Source organism: Streptomyces sp. NPDC026673 (genome assembly GCF_040638135.1).
GTDB lineage: Bacteria > Actinomycetota > Actinomycetes > Streptomycetales > Streptomycetaceae > Actinacidiphila.
Map to the genome: position 1 here is coordinate 1 of NZ_JBEZXR010000119.1, position 16560 is coordinate 16560.

Here is a 16560-nt window from a genome sequence, read left to right on the forward strand (position 1 = left end):
CGTGGGGGCGTGTGCGGGGTGTGGTGTCGTCGGTGGCCGTCGATTCATCCGATGTATCGGTGGGCGGGGTGGCAGTGGTGTCGGTGCGGTCCCACCGTCGTTGACGACGGCCGGGGCCCGGCGTGTGCGGTCAGCCGACGGGGATCAGCTGCTGGTGTTCACCGCGGTGTCGTCGACCACGAAGCTCGTCTGCAGCGAGGAGTCCTCGGTGCCGGTGAACTTCAGGGTGACGGTGGAGCCGGCGAAGGAGTTCAGGCTGAAGGACTTCTGGGTGTAGCCCGAGGCCTTGTTGAGGTTGGAGTAGGTGGCCAGGGTGGTCGAGCCGGCCGTGACGGTCAGCTTGTCGTACTGAGTGCTGGTGGTCGTCTCGGCGGAGTCGATGTGCAGCCAGAAGGTGAAGGTCGCCTTGCAGCCGGCCGGGATCGTCACCGACTGGGTGAGCGTGTCGGTGTGCGTCGATCCGTAGCCGTCCAGCCACGCCTTGTACGAACCGCCGTGGGCGGCCTGGCTGCTGGAGTTGGTGATCACACCGCTGGTGGCCGTCCAGGAGGCGCTGCCGGACTCGAAGCCGGGGTTGCCGAGCAGCTGACTGGAGGCGCAGCTGCCGGGGGTGGTGACGGTCCAGGTGAAGGAGGCGGTGCCGGTCTTGGCCGCGGAGTCGGTGACCGTGACCGTGGTGTTGTACGTGCCCGCGGCGGACGGGGTGCCGGAGATCAGGCCGGTGGAGGCGTTGATCGACAGACCGGACGGCAGGCCGCTCGCCGCGTAGCTCAGCGCGCCGCTGTTGGTGCTGCTGGCCTGGATCTGCAGGCTGGCGGCGGTGCCGACGGTGCTGCTCTGGTTGCCCGGGTTGGTGACCGTGACGCCCGAGACGGGCGCGTGGCTGCCGACGCCGATGCCCGCGAAGGCGTTCTGCACGCCCGCGTACTGGGCGGAGCCGGCGCCGTAGAGGGCCTGGGCGGCGTTCAGGGAGGCGGTGCGGGCGGCCGCGTAGTTGGTGCTGCTCGTCATGTACGAGGTCAGCGCCTTGTACCAGATCTGCAGCGCGGCGGCGCGGCCGATGCCGGCGACGGCGATGCCGTCGGCGGTCGGGCTGTTGTAGCTGACCCCGTTGATCACCTTGGCGCCGCTGCCCTCGGAGAGCAGGTAGAACATGTGGTTCGCCGGGCCCGAGGAGTAGTGGACGTCCAGGTTGCCGATGCCGGAGTACCAGTTGTCGGGCGACGTGCCGTCGCGGGACGGCTTGTCCTGGTAGCGCAGCGGGGTGCCGTCGCCGTTGATGTTGATCTCTTCACCGATGAGGTAGTCACCGATGTCGTTGGGGTTGTTGGCGGAGAACTCGACGCCCGTGCCGAAGATGTCGGAGGTCGCCTCGTTGAGGCCGCCGGACTCGCCCGAGTAGGTGAGGTTCGCGGTGGCGGAGGTGACGCCGTGGCTCATCTCGTGGCCGGCGACGTCCAGCGAGGTCAGGGCGTGGGTGTTGCCCGAGCCGTCGCCGTAGGTCATGCAGAAGCAGCTGTCGTCCCAGAAGGCGTTGACGTAGTTGCTGCTGTAGTGGACCCGCGAGTACGCGGCGACACCGTCGTTGCGGATGCCGCTGCGGCCGAAGGTGTTCTTGTAGAAGTCCCAGGTCGTCTGGGCGCCGTAGGCCGCGTCGGCGCCGGCGGTCTGGGTGTTGGACCCGGTGCCGTCGCCCCAGACGTCGTCGGCGTCGGTGAAGAGCGTCCCGGTGCCGGAGGTGCCGCGGTTGAGGTTGTACGTCTTGTGGCCGCCGCGGGTCGTGTCGTTCAGCTGGTACGTCGAGCCGGAGAGCGTCGTGGTCAGCGACACCTGGCCGCTGTACTGGGTGTTGCCGGTACCGGTCTTGATGTCCTGGTACCGGTACAGCTCCTTGCCGGTCACGGCGTCGGTGACGACGTGCAGCCGGCTCGGCGTGCCGTCCTCCTGGAGGCCGCTGACGACGCTCTCCCAGGCGAGCTTCGGCGTGCCCTGGCCGGCCCAGATCACCTTGCGGGCGTCGTCCGCGGCGGGCGCCTTCGCGTCCAGCGCCTTGGCGGCCTTCAGCGCGGCGGTGGTCGCGGTGGACTCGGCGACCTTCGGCGTCGTCGAGGCGACCGTGATCCTCTGGTTGGTGTTGAACGTCGTGCCGACCGTGCCGGTGCCCTTGGCGGGGGTGTGCACCACGAGGTCGCCGCCGAGCACGGGGAGTCCGGCGTAGGTGCGCTCGTAGCGGGTGTGCAGCGTGCCGTCGGCGTCCTTGACGACGTCCTTGACGACCAGCTTCTCCTTGCTGCCCAGACCCAGCGACTGCGCCGTGACGGCCGTGCGGTCGCTCGCGCTCTTGATGAGCGCCGTGCGCTGGGCGGGGGTGAGCTTCGCCTCGAGGGCTCCGGCGCGGAGCTGGCTCGTGTGGGGGGCGGCGTTCGCCGTGGCGGAGGTGGCCGGTATGCCGACGGCGATGAACGCGGCGGTGGCGACCACACTGGCGGCCGCGACTGCCTTGCGGGGGGATCGTCTCACTCGGACTCCTACTGCGTCGGCCGCGGTTGGCGGCCGGGGACAGCCGGGCAGACGGGGTGTGCTGCCCGGGCGGAACTAGCCGTGCGGGTGGGACGTGCGGAGTTGCGGCCGGGCGTGTCGGTACAAGCGGTGCGGTGTGGGCGTACTGACAGCCGACCGGGGGAAGAGTGCCACTGTTCATGGCTTGGTGTCATGTACGTGGCGAGAAGTTGGCCGAATTCGTCCTTTGAGGGGGACCCGCGGTTCGCATATCGGACAGTCCGGGGCGAACGGTTCCGGCAGGGGTGGGGGTGGGGCGGTGCGGTGCTGGTGCCGGTGGTTCGGCTTCCCGCCGTCTCGCGCCCTCCAGGCGCAAAGACGCGGGCTGCGGAGGGGAGGGTGGGGGCCGGGCTCTCCGGCGCTGTGCGGGTCGGTGCGTGGCGGGGGTTCAGGCTCCTGAGCGGGGCCGGTTGTTCGTGGGGTGCAGGTCTCGTCGCCGTCCGCGGGTAGAGATGGCCGCTTCCACGCCATCGGTGGGTGGTGGGCGCGCCTGCCGTTACCTGCGTCTGCGGCTGATTCGGGGTGCTGGTGGGGGTGGGCGGGACATCGGGCCCGCTTTCACCGACATGTTCGGCGGAACAGAGCCCGATCTTTGAGGCGGACGAGAACGGGCCCGCTTTCACCGACTATGTCGGCGAAACAGAGCCCGATCTCGGAAACCCAGCTGCCGAACCCGCAGCCGACAGGGGAAGCACCCGCAGACGCCGGTTACGGCGGGCGCGCCACCCACGAAGAGTGGGCGTGGCCACCGGCCATCTCTACGCGCGGACGGCGACGAGACCGGCACCCGTGAACAACCGGCCCCGCTCCGGAGCCTGAACCCCCGCCGACCACCGGCCCGCACACTGCCACGAAGGCCCCGCCCCACCCTCCCCGTCCGCAGCCCGCCGCTGTGCGACCGAAGGGAGCGAGACGGCGAGACAGCCGGCCCACCCACCGGTACCACCGCCCCAACCACCGCCCCGCCGACACCACCGTCCTGCCGACGCCAACGCGCCGCGCGCGCCGGCCGAGACCCTAGACGAGGCTGTCGCGCCAGGCCTGGTGAAGATCGGCGAAGCGGCCCGCACCCGAGACGAGTTCGGCCGGGGAACCGTCCTCGACGACACGGCCCGTCTCCATGACCAGCACCCGGTCCGCGATCTCCACGGTCGACAGCCGGTGCGCGATGATCACGGCGGTACGGCCGCGCAGCACCTCGCGCATCGCCTGCTGCACCGCCCGCTCGCCGGGTACGTCCAGCGACGAGGTCGCCTCGTCCAGGATGAGGACCGCGGGGTCGGCGAGCAGGGCTCGCGCGAACGCCACCAACTGGCGCTGCCCCGCCGAGATGCGGCCGCCGCGCTTGCGGACGTCGGTGTCGTAGCCCTCGGGCAGGGCCGCGATGAAGTCGTGGGCGCCGATGGCCCTGGCGGCCCGCTCGATCTCCTCGCGGGTCGCCTCCGGGCGGCCGATGGCGATGTTCTCGGCGACCGTGCCGGAGAAGAGGAACGCCTCCTGGGTCACCATGACCACCCCGCGGCGCAGCTCGGGCAGGGCGAGGTCGCGCAGGTCCACGCCGTCCAGCGTGACCCGGCCGTCGGTCGGGTCGTAGAACCGGGCCAGCAGCTTGGCCAGCGTCGACTTGCCCGCGCCGGTGGCCCCGACCACGGCGACCGTCTGCCCGGCGGGCAGCCGCAGGTCGAAGCGCGGCAGCACCTCGCCGCCCGTGCGGTACGCGAAGCGGACCTGGTCGAAGACGACCTCGCGGCCGGGGATGTCCGCCTTCGTGGCCGGCAGCGTCCGCGGCCGTTCCGGCTCCGGCACCGACGGCCGCTGGGCCAGCAGCCCGGCGATCTTCTCCAGCGAGGCGGCCGCCGACTGGTAGGAGTTGAGGAACATGCCGAGCGGGTCGATCGGTGCGTACAGCCGCCGCAGGTAGAGCACGAAGGCGGCGAGCACGCCGAGCGCGAGCGAGCCCGAGGCCACCCGGTAGGCACCCCACAGCACCACCAGGGCCACCGAGGTGTTGGCGATCAGCCAGGAACCGACGGTGAAGCGGCCCATCTCCAGGATCGCGTCGCCGTTGGCCTGCCGGTGGGCGGCGTTGAGCTCGTCGAAGGCCTCGTCGTTCGCCTTCTCACGGCGGAAGGCCTGCACGGGCCGGATGCCGTTCATCGTCTCGGTGAAGCGCACGATGACGGAGGCGATCGCCGCGGAGCGGCGCGTGTACACCTTGGCCGACCGGCGCCGGAAGAGCCGGATGGTGATCACCAGCGGCACGGCGGTCGCGAGCGCGAAGAGGCCGAGCTTCCAGTCCAGCCACAGCAGGACCGCCGAGATGTAGAGCACCGACAGCCCGACGTTCAGCAGCTCCTGGAGGCCCTCGGTCAGCAGCTCGCGGATCGACTCCACGTCGGAGGTGGCCCGGGCGATGATCCGGCCCGAGGTGTAGCGCTCGTGGAAGTCCAGGCCGAGCGCCTGGGCGTGCCGGAAGATCCGGCCGCGCAGCTCGACCAGTACGTCCTGGCAGATCCGGCCGGCCTGCCGGATGAAGGACCGCTGCAGCAGGCCGCCGGCGACGGCACAGCCGATGTAGCCGACCGCCACCGCGATCAGGGGGCCGTGGTCGTCGCGGCGCAGCGCCGGGATGGCCCGGTCGATCGCCACCGCCACGATCAGCGGGCCCGCCTGCACGGCCGCCTGCTGCAGCAGCAGGAGCACGGCCGCCAGCCACACGCGCCGCCGGTGCGGCCCCACCAGCTCCCGCAGCAGGGCCCGTGACGCCCCTTCGGGCGCCGGCAGCCGGTCCCGGTCGAAGAGATCGTCCTCTTGGCCGCCCCGGTGCCCGGCCGGGGCCTCGTCGGCCGACGGGTCGGCCGACTGCTCGGCTGGCTGCGACTCCGCGACGGAGGTCATCGGGTGCTGCTCCCTTCGAATTGCGGGCGGTCCGGCGCGGCGGGGCCGGCCTCGTCCTCGCCGGACATCAGGCGGCGGTAGGCGGGGGAGGAGGACAGGAGTTCCTGGTGGGTGCCGACCGCGGCGATCCGGCCCTCGGAGAGCAGCGCGACCCGGTCGGCGAGCATCACCGTGGAGGGACGGTGGGCCACCACCAGCGCCGTCGTGGTGGCCAGCACCTGGCGCAGGGCCGCCTCGACCAGGGCCTCGGTGTGGACGTCGAGGGCGGACAGGGGGTCGTCCAGCACGAGGAAGCGCGGGCGGCCGACGACCGCGCGGGCGAGCGCGAGCCGCTGCCGCTGGCCGCCGGACAGGCTCAGGCCCTGCTCGCCGACCTGGGTGTCCGCGCCGTACGGCAGTTTGTGGACGAAGTCGCACTGCGCGATCTCCAGCGCCCGCAGCAGATCCGCCTCGTCGCCGTCGGGAGCGCCCATCAGCACGTTCTCCCGCACGCTCGCGGAGAACAGGGTGGGTTCCTCGAAGGCCGTCGCGACCAGCGAGCGCAGCGCGGACCGGGTGAGTAGCGCCGCGTCGGTGCCGTCCAGGCTGACGCGGCCGCCGGTCGGCTCGTACAACCGGGGGATGAGCGAGGTCAGCGTCGTCTTCCCGCTGCCGGTCGAGCCGACCAGCGCCACGGTCTCGCCGCTGCGGATGTGCAGGTCGATCCCCGTGAGCAGGTCGGGGCTGCCCTCGGGTGCGTCGGGGTAGCGGAAGCGCACGCCGCTGAAGCGGATGCCGTCGGCGGGGCGCGTGCCCTCGTCCGCGGTCCCGCCGGGTGCGGCCCCCGTCTCCGTTCCGGTCTCCGGCGGCACCTCGGTGTCCAGCACCTCGAAGACGCGGTCGGCGGCGGTGGCCGCCTCGTTGCTGAAGGACAGCAGCCAGCCCAGCGACTCCACCGGCCAGCGCAGCGCGAGCGCCGTGGACAGGAAGGCGACGAGCGTGCCCGCCGACAGGTCGCCGTCGGCGACCTGCACCGAGCCGAGGACCAGGGCGGCGCCGAGCGCGACGTCCGGCAGCCCGACGATGACCATCCACAGGTCCGCCAGCAGCCGGGCCTTGCGCAGCTCGGTGCCGCGCAGCTCGCGCGACTGCCGGCGGAAGGCCTCGGCCTGGCTGCGGTGCCGGCCGAAGGCCTTGATGATGCGGATGCCGAGCACCGACTCCTCGACCAGCGTGGTCAGGTCGCCGACCTGGTCCTGCGCGGTACGGGAGGCCAGCTGATACCGCGCCTCGAAGTACGAGCAGAGGATGACCAGCGGCACGACCGGGCCCAGCAGGATCAGCCCCAGCGACCAGCGCTGCACGAACAGGATGCCGAAGCCGGCGACGATGGTCGCGGTGTTGACCGCGAGGAAGACCATGGGGAAGGTCAGGAACATCCGCAGGATCTGCAGGTCGTTCGTGGCGCGCGAGAGCAGCTGCCCCGAGCCCCAGCGGTCGTGGAAGGAGACCGGCAGGCGTTGCAGCCTGTGGTAGAGATCGGCCCGCATCCGAGCCTCGAGCGCGGCCATCGGGCGGGCCACCAGCCAGCGCCGCACGCCGAAGAGCCCGGCCTCCAGGAGACCGAGCAGCAGCACCAGACCGCCGCCCAGCCACACCCCGGACGGGTCACGGTCGGCGACCGGGCCGTCCACGATCCACTTCAGGACCAGGGGGATCAGCAGCGCGAGACAGGACGCCACCACGGCCACGCCCGCGGAGCCGAACAACCGGTGGCTGATCGGCTTCACGTACGGCCACAGGCGCCGCAGGGAGCGCACAGCGGATCGGGGACGTTCGGGCGCGGGATGGTTGGTCGACTCAGGCATCGTTTCAGAGACTACGGGCGACCACCGACAGCGCTCATCCGGATTTTCGGCCGAGGTCCCGCACGGCGGGCACCGCCAGCAGGGCGACGCACACCAGCAGCGTCACCGCGCCACCGGCGAGCAGCACCGGGCGTGCGCCGAAGAAATCGGCGGCGGGCCCCGCCAGGGCCTGGCCGACGGGCAGCATGGCGACCGAGCCCGCGACCTCGTACGCGTGGATCCGGTTGAGGATCTCGCCGGGCACCTGCGTCTGGACGCTTGTCGCCCACATCACACTCCAGAACGCCCAGGCCGTCCCGGCGACCAGCACCGCCGCCGCGATCACCGGCACCGGCAGCCCCGCGCCGACGGCCGCCGGGTAGAGCGCGAACCCGAACAGCGCCACGGCCCCGCCCCGCAGCGGCCGGGCCGGCCGTACCCGTATCGCCAGCAGCCCGCCGAGCGCGGTGCCCGCCCCCAGCGCGGAGCTGACCAGGCCGTACGCCTGCGGGCCGTGGGCGGGCAGGATCTCCCCGGCCGCCAGCGGGGTCACCGGGCCCATGACGAGGATCATGAAGCCCATCCAGATGACGATCACCGACCACATCCAGGTGCGGGCCCGGAACTCCCGCCACCCCTCCGCCAGGTCGGCCCGGAAACTGCTGCGCGGGGCCGTGCCCTCCGCCTCGCGCCCGGCGCGCACGGAGCGGGCGGGCAGCCGGAGCAGCAGCAGGCAGGCCGCGCTCACCGCGTAGGTGCCGGCGTGCACGGCGAACACCCCGCCGGCGGAGGTGAAGGCCACCAGCACGCCGGCGAGCGCCGGGCCGGCCAGGGCCATCAGCGACTCGGCGGTGCGCACCACGCCGTTGGCCTCCTGGACGTCCCGGGCCACCTGGGGGACCGTACTGGCCACCCCCGGCTGGAACATGGCGCCCGCCGCGCCGTTGACCGCGCCGATCAGGCAGATCTGCCAGAGCACGACATGCCCCGAGAAGAACAGCCCGGCCGCCAGCGTCTGCGTGCCGACCCGCACCAGATCGGCGCCGATCATCAGGCCGCGGGCACTGAACCGGTCGGCGAACACCCCGCCGAACACGACCAGCCCCGCGAAGCAGGCGGTGAAGGAGGCCATGGCGTAGCCGATGTCCCCGGCGCCGTAGCCGTGCTGGAGCAGCCCGGCCGACAGGGCGACGGGCAGCATCGAGTCGCCGAGCATGGCGACGCTGCGGGCAGTGAAGTACAGGGCGAACCCCCGTGACCACAGGCGGTCCCGGGGGGCTGCTGGCACGGTGCGGTCGGAGGCGCACGGCGGGGAGGGCTGAGGTGCGGAGGTCACGGACGACCAGTGTGGACTGGACCAATTGGTCGAGTCCACACCTTTGCAGCCACGTCTCGCCCCTCAGACGGCGCGCAGCAGCAGCACCGTCCGCCCCGGCACCGTCAGCGCCTGTCCGCCGCGGTGCCGGCTGCCCGGCGGTTCCGCCTGGTCCTCGCGCGAGGTGTCGAGCAGCAGCTCGTACTCCCGGGCCCACGGCCCGCCCGGCAGGGTGAAGCGCACCGGGCGGTGCGAGGCGTGGAACACCGCCAGGAAGCTGTCGTCGGCGACCGGCCGTCCGCGCGCGTCGCGGTGCGGGATGTCGGCGCCCGACAGGTACATCCCGAGCGTGGCCGTGGGGCCGTGCCAGTCGGCGTCGGTCATCTCCCGGCCCTGCGCCGTGAACCAGGCCAGGTCCCGCAGCCCCCCGGCGGACTGCGGGCGGCCGGAGAAGAAGGCCCTGCGGCGCAGCACGGGGTGGGCGCGGCGCAGCGCGACGAGCCGGGCGGTCAGCTCGCGCAGCGACGCCCAGGCCGGGTCCTCCAGCAGCGACCAGTCCAGCCAGCTGATCTCGTTGTCCTGGCAGTACGCGTTGTTGTTGCCGCCCTGTGTGCGGCCCGTCTCGTCGCCGGCCACCAGCATCGGCACCCCGGTGGACAGCAGCAGGGTCGAGAGCATGTTGCGCAGCTGACGGCGGCGCAGCTCGACGACGGCCGCGTCGTCGGTCTCGCCCTCGGCCCCGCAGTTCCAGGCACGGTTGTCGTTGGTGCCGTCGCGGTTGTCCTCGCCGTTGGCCTCGTTGTGCTTCCGCTCGTAGCTCACCAGGTCGCGCAGGGTGAAGCCGTCGTGCGCGGTGATGAAGTTGACCGAGGCGTACGGGCGGCGCCCGCCCCACGCGTACAGGTCGCTGGAGCCGGACAGCCGGTACCCCAGGTCGCGCACGTCGTGGTGCGTGCCGCGCCAGAAGTCGCGGACCGTGTCGCGGTAGCGGTCGTTCCACTCCGTCCACAGCGGTGGGAAGGCCCCGACCTGGTAGCCGCCGGAGCCGACGTCCCAGGGCTCGGCGATGAGCTTGACCCGGCGCAGTACCGGGTCCTGCGCGATGACCGCCAGGAACGGGGAGAGCATGTCGACGTCGTGCATCGACCGGGCCAGCGCGGCGGCGAGGTCGAAGCGGAAGCCGTCGACCCCCATCTCGGTCACCCAGTAGCGCAGGGAGTCGGTGATCAGCCGCAGCACCTGGGGCTGGACGACGTGGAGGGTGTTGCCGCAGCCGGTGTAGTCGGCGTAGCGGCGGGCGTCGCCCTGCAACCGGTAGTAGCCGCGGTTGTCGATGCCGCGCAGGGAGAGGGTGGGACCGAACTCGCTGCCCTCGGCGGTGTGGTTGTAGACGACGTCGAGGATCACCTCAAGACCGGCGTCGTGCAGGGCGCGCACCATCCGCTTGAACTCGCCCACCTGCTGTCCGCGGGTGCCGGTGGCGGCGTACGCGGCATGCGGGGCGAAGTAGCCGATCGAGTTGTAGCCCCAGTAGTTGCGCATGCCCCGGCGGAGCAGATGGTCCTCGTGGGCGAACTGGTGCACCGGCAGCAGCTCGACGGCCGTCACCCCCAGGCCGGTGAGGTACTCGACGGCCGCCGGATGGGCCAGCCCGGCGTAGGTGCCGCGCAGCTCGGGCGGGACACCGGGGTGCCGCATGGTGAAGCCGCGCACGTGCAGCTCGTAGATGACGGAGTCGGCCCAGGGCGTCTTGGGGCGCCGGTCGTCCGTCCAGGGGTCGTCGTCGTCCACCACGACGCCCTTGGGCACGTACGGTGCCGAGTCGCGGTTGTCCCGGACGGTGTCGGCGATCTCGTGCTCCGGCCAGTCGCGGACGTGCGCGTACACCTCGGGCGGCAGCGTGAAGTCGCCGTCCACCGCCCGCGCGTACGGGTCCAGCAGCAGCTTGGCCGGATTCCACCGGGCGCCGGTCCACGGGTCCCAGCGGCCGCCGACCCGGTAGCCGTAGCGGTGACCGGGCAGCACCCCGGGCACGAATCCGTGCCAGATCTCATGGGTCAGCTCGGTCAGCGGGATCCGGGTCTCGGCGCCCTCCTCGTCGAAGAGGCACAGCTCCACCGACTCGGCGCCGCCCGCCCACAGGGCGAAGTTGGTGCCGGGGCGGCCGTCCGGACCGGTGTGGAAGCGCGCCCCCAGCGGTTGCGGGCTGCCCGGCCAGACCACGGCGCCCCCGGCCCCGGCGGGCCCGGGCACGGCCGGCGCGGTCTCCGGGCGTGGCAGCGGCACGGCCACGGGGGCGGTCCGGTGGCCGTTCGGGCGCAGCTTTCCGGCCCGGTCGACCGATTCGTCCTCGCGCGTCTCGGACACGTGCTCGCCTCCTGCGGCTCGGGGGACGCCGGACGCGGCCTGCGCCGGCCGTGCCCGTTCGCGGCGCGGTGTCCCTCCCGCGCGCGACGCGCCCTCCCGCTTTACCTTCCCGTTCACCCTGTGGCGTCACACGCGTGATCGATCGGACGCCTCGGAGACGTTTCCCCGGGGCCCTCCGGTCGTTGACCCGGCGTGAGGATTGCGGTGCGGCGCGCTCTGCGCGCGGGGGCGGGGCTTGCCACCGCCATGTGGCTGGCCGGGACGCTGACGGCGTGCGGACTCGGGTTCGGGCCGCAGGACAGCGGAGCGGTGACCGACGACACCCCGAAGGTGTCCGAGGCGAGGATCAGGATCACGCCGGCGGACGGCGCCCACGACGTCGAGGCCGACGATCCGCTGACGGTCGAGGCGGAGCACGGCCGGCTCACCTCCGTACGCGTCGAGGACGGCGACGGTGACGCGGTCGAGGGCGTGTTCACCGCGGACCGCTCCCGCTGGCAGGCCCGGTCCAGGCTGTCGCTGTCGGAGAAGTACACGGTGGACGCGCTCGCCGAGGACGGCGGGGGACGGCGTGCCGCCAAGCACGCGGTGTTCACCACCCTCGTCCCCAAGAACACGCTCATCGGCTACTTCACACCGGAGGACGGCCAGACCGTCGGCACCGGCATGATCGTCTCCCTGGACTTCAACCGGCCGGTCGCCGACCGCGCCGCCGTCGAGCGCGCCGTCCGCGTCAGCTCGTCGCCCGCCGTGGAGATCGCCCCGCACTGGTTCGGCGACCGGCGGCTGGACTTCCGCCCGCGCGAACGGTGGCGCCCCGGCACGAAGGTGACGCTCTCGCTGCGGCTGCGCGACGTCGAGACGGCGCCCGGGGTGTACGGGGTGCAGTACAAGGACGTCGACTTCGACATCGGCCGGGACCAGACCAGCACCGTCGACGCCGCCTCCCACACCATGACGGTGCGCCGCGGCGGGCAGGTGACGCGGGTCCTGCCGATCTCGGCGGGAGCCCCGTCCAACCCGACGTACAACGGGTCGATGGTCATCTCGGAAAAGCTCCGGCTGACCCGGATGAACGGGGACACGGTGGGCTTCGGCGGCGAGTACGACATTCCCGATGTTCCGCACGCCATGCGGCTCACCCGCTCCGGGACCTTCGTGCACGGCAGTTACTGGGCCGCGCCCGGCACCTTCGGCGCCGCCAACACCAGCCACGGCTGCGTCGGCCTGCTCGACGTGAAGGGCGGCGGGACGGCCACCCCGGCGGGCTGGTTCTTCGCGCACTCGCTCGTCGGCGACATCATCACCGTCGTCAACTCCCACGACCGCACCGTCTCCCCGGACAACGGTCTGGGCGGCTGGAACATGGCCTGGGACCAGTGGGTGGCCGGGGGCTGAGGCGGGGCCGCCGACTGGGACGGAACGGTGACAAAACCGGGATCCCCAACACCGGTTTCGTGTGGTTCTCTAAACGCAAGGTGAGGGGGACTCACACGGGCCAGAGGCCACGGGCCGGTTCTGGGGAGACAAGAGTTGAAGGCGATACAGGGCGCGCCGGGCGCAAGGCGGACCACCTTGGCCCTGGCGGTCGGGGCGATGCTGCTCCTCGTCAGCGCGTGCGGGGGCAGCGCCAGCGGGGACAGCAAGGACGGGGACAAGGCCAGGCCGGGAGCCTCGGCCTCGCAGGGCGGAGGCAAGGGCGACACGACCGAGTCGCAGGCCGTCGTCACCATCGCGCCCGAGGACGGCGCGGACGAGGTCGCCACCACGGGGGACCTGAAGGTCACCGCCGGCAAGGGCAAGCTGACCTCCGTCGTGGTGAAGAGCAGCAAGGGCGACGCGGTCGAGGGCAAGATATCCGCCGACGGCGCCAACTGGGAGCCGACCGAGACGCTCGGCACCTCCACCAAGTACTCGGTGGACGCGATAGCCAAGGACAGCGAGGGCCGCGAGTCGGCCAAGCACGCGAGCTTCACCACGGTCACCCCGAAGGACACGTTCATCGGCTTCTTCACCCCGGAGGACGGGCAGACGGTCGGCGTCGGCATGTCGGTCTCGGTCAAGTTCAACCGGGCGATCACCGACAAGAAGGCGGTGCAGGACGCGGTCAAGGTGACCGCCAGCCCCTCGGTCCCCGTCGTCGGCCACTGGTACGGCGACCAGCGCATCGACTTCCGTCCCGAGAAGTACTGGGCCAAGGGCACCAAGATCACCCTCGGGCTGCGGCTCAACGGTGTCGAGGGCGCGAAGGGCGTCTACGGCACCCAGTCCAAGGACGTGCACTACACCATCGGCCGCAGCCAGGTCAGCATCGTGGACGCCGCCAAGCACACGATGAAGGTGTACCGCGACGGCAAGCTGCTCAAGACGATCCCGATCACCTCGGGCGGGCCGGGCACGACCACCTACAACGGCAAGATGGTCATCACCGAGCGGTACAAGGTGACCCGCATGAACGGCGACACCGTCGGCTTCGGCGGCGAGTACGACATCAAGGACGTGCCGAACGCCCAGCGGCTGACCACCTCGGGCACCTTCATCCACGGCAACTACTGGGCCTCGCCGGGCACCTTCGGCAACGCCAACGTCAGCCACGGATGCGTGGGTCTGCGGGACGTGCGCGGCGGCAACGCCGACACCCCGTCGTCGTGGTTCTACAACAGCTCGATGGTCGGCGACGTCGTGGAGGTCAGGAACTCCCACGACAAGACCGTGCAGTGGTGGAACGGGCTCAACGGCTGGAACCTGCCGTGGAGTCAGTGGACGCCCGCCTCCTGACGCGCCCCGTGAGGCACGTCGCAGCGTAAACGGACGTTCACGGATACCCTCGTCGGCCATGACAGTTAATCTCGAGGTCGACGAGGGTGTCGGCACCATCCGCCTGGACCGTCCCCCGATGAACGCCCTGGACATCGCGACCCAGGACCGGCTCCGCGAGGTGGCGGAGGAGGCGTCCCGGCGCGACGACGTACGGGCCGTCGTGATCTGGGGCGGCGAGAAGGTGTTCGCGGCGGGCGCGGACATCAAGGAGATGCAGGCCATGGACTACGAGGCCATGGCCGTGCGAGGCCGCGCACTGCAGGACTCCTTCACGGCGGTCGCCCGGATCCCCAAGCCGGTGGTGGCCGCCGTGACCGGTTACGCCCTCGGCGGCGGCTGCGAGCTCGCCCTCTGCGCCGACATCAGGATCGCCGCGGAGGACGCCAAGCTGGGCCAGCCCGAGATCCTGCTCGGCCTCATCCCGGGCGCCGGGGGCACGCAGCGGCTGTCGCGGCTGGTGGGTCCGTCCAAGGCGAAGGACCTCATCTTCACCGGCCGGATGGTCAAGGCCGACGAGGCGCTCACCATCGGCCTGGTGGACAAGGTGGTCCCCGCCGAGCAGGTGTACGCCGAGGCGCGCGCCTGGGCCGAGCGGCTGGCGCGCGGGCCGGCCCTGGCGCTGCGCGCCGCCAAGGAGGCGGTGGACGGCGGACTGGAGACCGATCTGGAGACCGGCCTCGCCATCGAACGCACTCTGTTCGCCGGGCTGTTCGCGACCGAGGACCGTACGACGGGCATGCGCAGCTTCGTCGAGGAGGGTCCGGGCAAGGCGAAGTTCCGTTAGGACCTACCCGGTTGAGTGACATCCGGGACCGGCCGGGTCGCCTTAAGCAGACCTTAAGAGGACCTTAAGGCGACCTGCGCCGGATTCGCCGGCGAGTTGTCCCCTGCGTCCCGTTTGCGCAGGTGGGGAGGGCCGTGTGAGATCCATCATTGCCCTTGACATATGCCAGTACGGCAACTCGGAATGACTCGTTCCGCCCGGCCAATTCCCCCGATCCGCCCCGAACCGCCGTTGCCTGCGGCCATCATGAGAGCATGGCGGGGCAGCAGGGAGCATCTGAGCAGCCGCAGCGGGTGACGATCCCGGCTGTGGGGTGGCCGCCCGCGGCGGCCGAGGATCCGGTGGCGACGTCCCTCGATCTTGTGGGGAATCCCTCCGTGGACGAGGTGCGGCTCACCTCGCGCCCGGAGTCCGCCGCCACGGCCCGCCGGCTCAGCCGGTCGGTGCTCCGGCTCTGGGGTCTGCCCCAGTTCAACGACGTGGTCGAGTTACTCGTGTCCGAGCTCGTGGGCAATGCCGTGCGCCACACCGGGGCCCGCACCTTCGGTCTGCGCATGCTGCGCCGCCGCGGCTGGATCCGCGTGGAGGTGCGCGATCCGTCACGGGCGCTGCCGTGCCTGATGCCGGTGCGCGAGCTGGACGTGAGCGGGCGGGGCCTGTTCCTGGTCGACAAGCTCGCCGACCGCTGGGGTGTGGATCTGCTGCCGCGCGGCAAGACGACGTGGTTCGAAATGCGGGTCATGGACCGCTGAACCGTAAATGAACAGCTAACCTGCGTTTACAAGGTCAGTGTCCCACCTCACTCCCACATCGTGAGGTTTCAGTCGCGATGTCTCGTATAGTTATGGAGCAACGACCCCCATTGACCCGGGCTCGGTCGTCCCATGGCGTCGTGGATCACACCCCCTGGCTCCACGACGAATCGAGAGGCCCCAGCAGCGTCGCACAACGATGCGCAGGGGCCTCTTTCGTCTTGCGGCGGGACACGCCGACAAGGGTGACCATTCCGGCGATCGGGCGATACCGGGGTGATCGTGGGCATATGATCGCACTGCGCACACTGCGCCGGCTCTGCGCCGCCGCCCTTCCGCTGGGGGTGCTCGCACTCCCCGTCTGCACGGCCGCCGCGGCCGTCGCCCCGGGCCTTCCACGTGTCCCGGCCGTTCCAGAATGGTGCCCCGTCGTCCCGGACCGGCTCTACGCCGCCGCGGACACCGGAGTCGATCTCGACCGGATCAGGCCGGACGAGCCGACCTGGCGCACCAACTGCAACGCCCTCTTCCGCGGCGACGACCGTCCGCCCGAGACCGTCTTCAAGGACGGTCTCCGCCCCGAGGACGTGTCCGACGGCGAGTACGACCTGCAGGCCTACGCCCGCCGGGAGCAGCCCTCGCCGTTCGTCGCGACCACCTACGACCGCGAAGCCCTCGGGCAGCGGACCGTGGCGTACCACTACTACGTGGACGCGCCGGGCGGCATCGAGCTCGACGAGACCCTCGGCACCCGCGAACTGCGGTCGGCCCGCACCGGTGTGGTGTTCCCCGGCGGCATCGCCCGGCAGTTCATCGTGAAGGCCTGCCCGGTCGACAAGACCACCAAGGCCGAACTCGCGGCCCGGTGCGTGGCCAACCCCGCCTACTCGCCGTGGCGCGGCTGGCCCGCCCCGGACTGGGCAGGGGTGAAGGAGCCGTCCGTGGTGTGGCCGCCCGCCGCACCCGCCGCACCCGCCGCACCCGCCGCACCCGCGGCTCCGGCCGCCCGGCCGTCCGCGCCGCCTGCGCGGCCTGCGCCGTCCGCGGCACCCGCCGTCCGGCCGCCCGCGGCCCCCGCGCCGTCCGCCGCCCAACCGGGCTCGCCCCGTTCCCCCGAGGAGGGCGGGAACGGCCCGGTGGGCTGACGGCGCCCGTTCCGTCGTACGGGGTGCGGTGACCGGCCGGGCCGGGGACCCCCCCCCCGCCCCTCCCGCGGCCGGGGGCGGCCGGCGGGTGCCC

10 protein-coding genes are annotated in these 16560 nt (G+C 72.0%); 5 read left to right on the top strand and 5 right to left on the bottom strand.

The window, feature by feature from the left end:
- Window positions 1–144 precede the first annotated feature (144 nt).
- The 5 genes from AB0F62_RS40240 to glgX all read right to left on the bottom strand — a co-directional run bounded on the left by AB0F62_RS40240 (window position 145) and on the right by glgX (window position 10878).
- Entirely contained in the window at window positions 145–2520 is a 2376-nt protein-coding gene (locus tag AB0F62_RS40240) for a M4 family metallopeptidase (protein ID WP_361811090.1), read from the bottom strand.
- 1056 nt (window positions 2521–3576) lie between these two features.
- Complete coding sequence (locus AB0F62_RS40245) at window positions 3577–5457, bottom strand: ABC transporter ATP-binding protein (protein WP_361811092.1); 1881 nt, start codon at window positions 5455–5457, stop codon at window positions 3577–3579.
- The gene (locus AB0F62_RS40250; RefSeq protein ID WP_361811094.1) at window positions 5454–7304 is read right to left on the bottom strand and encodes an ABC transporter ATP-binding protein; all 1851 of its coding nucleotides are present in this window, start codon (window positions 7302–7304) and stop codon (window positions 5454–5456) included. The genes AB0F62_RS40245 and AB0F62_RS40250 overlap by 4 nt, the downstream gene beginning before the upstream one ends.
- A 34-nt stretch (window positions 7305–7338) precedes the next feature.
- On the bottom strand, window positions 7339–8571 hold the full coding sequence (locus tag AB0F62_RS40255; protein ID WP_361811102.1) for an MFS transporter: 1233 nt from the start codon (window positions 8569–8571) through the stop codon (window positions 7339–7341).
- 111 nt (window positions 8572–8682) lie between these two features.
- A complete protein-coding gene (glgX, locus tag AB0F62_RS40260) occupies window positions 8683–10878 on the bottom strand; it encodes a glycogen debranching protein GlgX (RefSeq protein WP_361811104.1) in 2196 nt (731 codons plus the stop codon).
- 333 nt (window positions 10879–11211) lie between these two features.
- On the opposite strand from glgX, the gene AB0F62_RS40265 reads away from it, so the two are divergent.
- From AB0F62_RS40265 to AB0F62_RS40285, 5 genes are all read left to right on the top strand, one after another.
- Complete coding sequence (locus tag AB0F62_RS40265; protein ID WP_361811106.1) at window positions 11212–12363, top strand: Ig-like domain-containing protein; 1152 nt, start codon at window positions 11212–11214, stop codon at window positions 12361–12363.
- A 198-nt stretch (window positions 12364–12561) separates the two neighbouring features.
- A complete protein-coding gene (locus AB0F62_RS40270; RefSeq protein ID WP_361811108.1) occupies window positions 12562–13743 on the top strand; it encodes an Ig-like domain-containing protein in 1182 nt (393 codons plus the stop codon).
- Window positions 13744–13801: 58 nt separating this feature from the next.
- Window positions 13802–14569: an enoyl-CoA hydratase-related protein gene (locus AB0F62_RS40275; RefSeq protein WP_361811096.1), complete on the top strand. Its 768-nt coding sequence runs from the start codon at window positions 13802–13804 to the stop codon at window positions 14567–14569.
- A gap of 254 nt (window positions 14570–14823) precedes the next feature.
- Window positions 14824–15321, top strand: a complete 498-nt coding sequence (locus tag AB0F62_RS40280) for an ATP-binding protein (protein ID WP_361811098.1) — start codon at window positions 14824–14826, stop codon at window positions 15319–15321.
- Between the two features lie 290 nt (window positions 15322–15611).
- Window positions 15612–16466 carry a hypothetical protein gene (locus AB0F62_RS40285; protein WP_361811100.1) on the top strand — a complete coding sequence of 285 codons (855 nt, stop codon included), beginning with the start codon at window positions 15612–15614 and terminating at the stop codon, window positions 16464–16466.
- The last annotated feature ends 94 nt before the right edge of the window (window positions 16467–16560 follow it).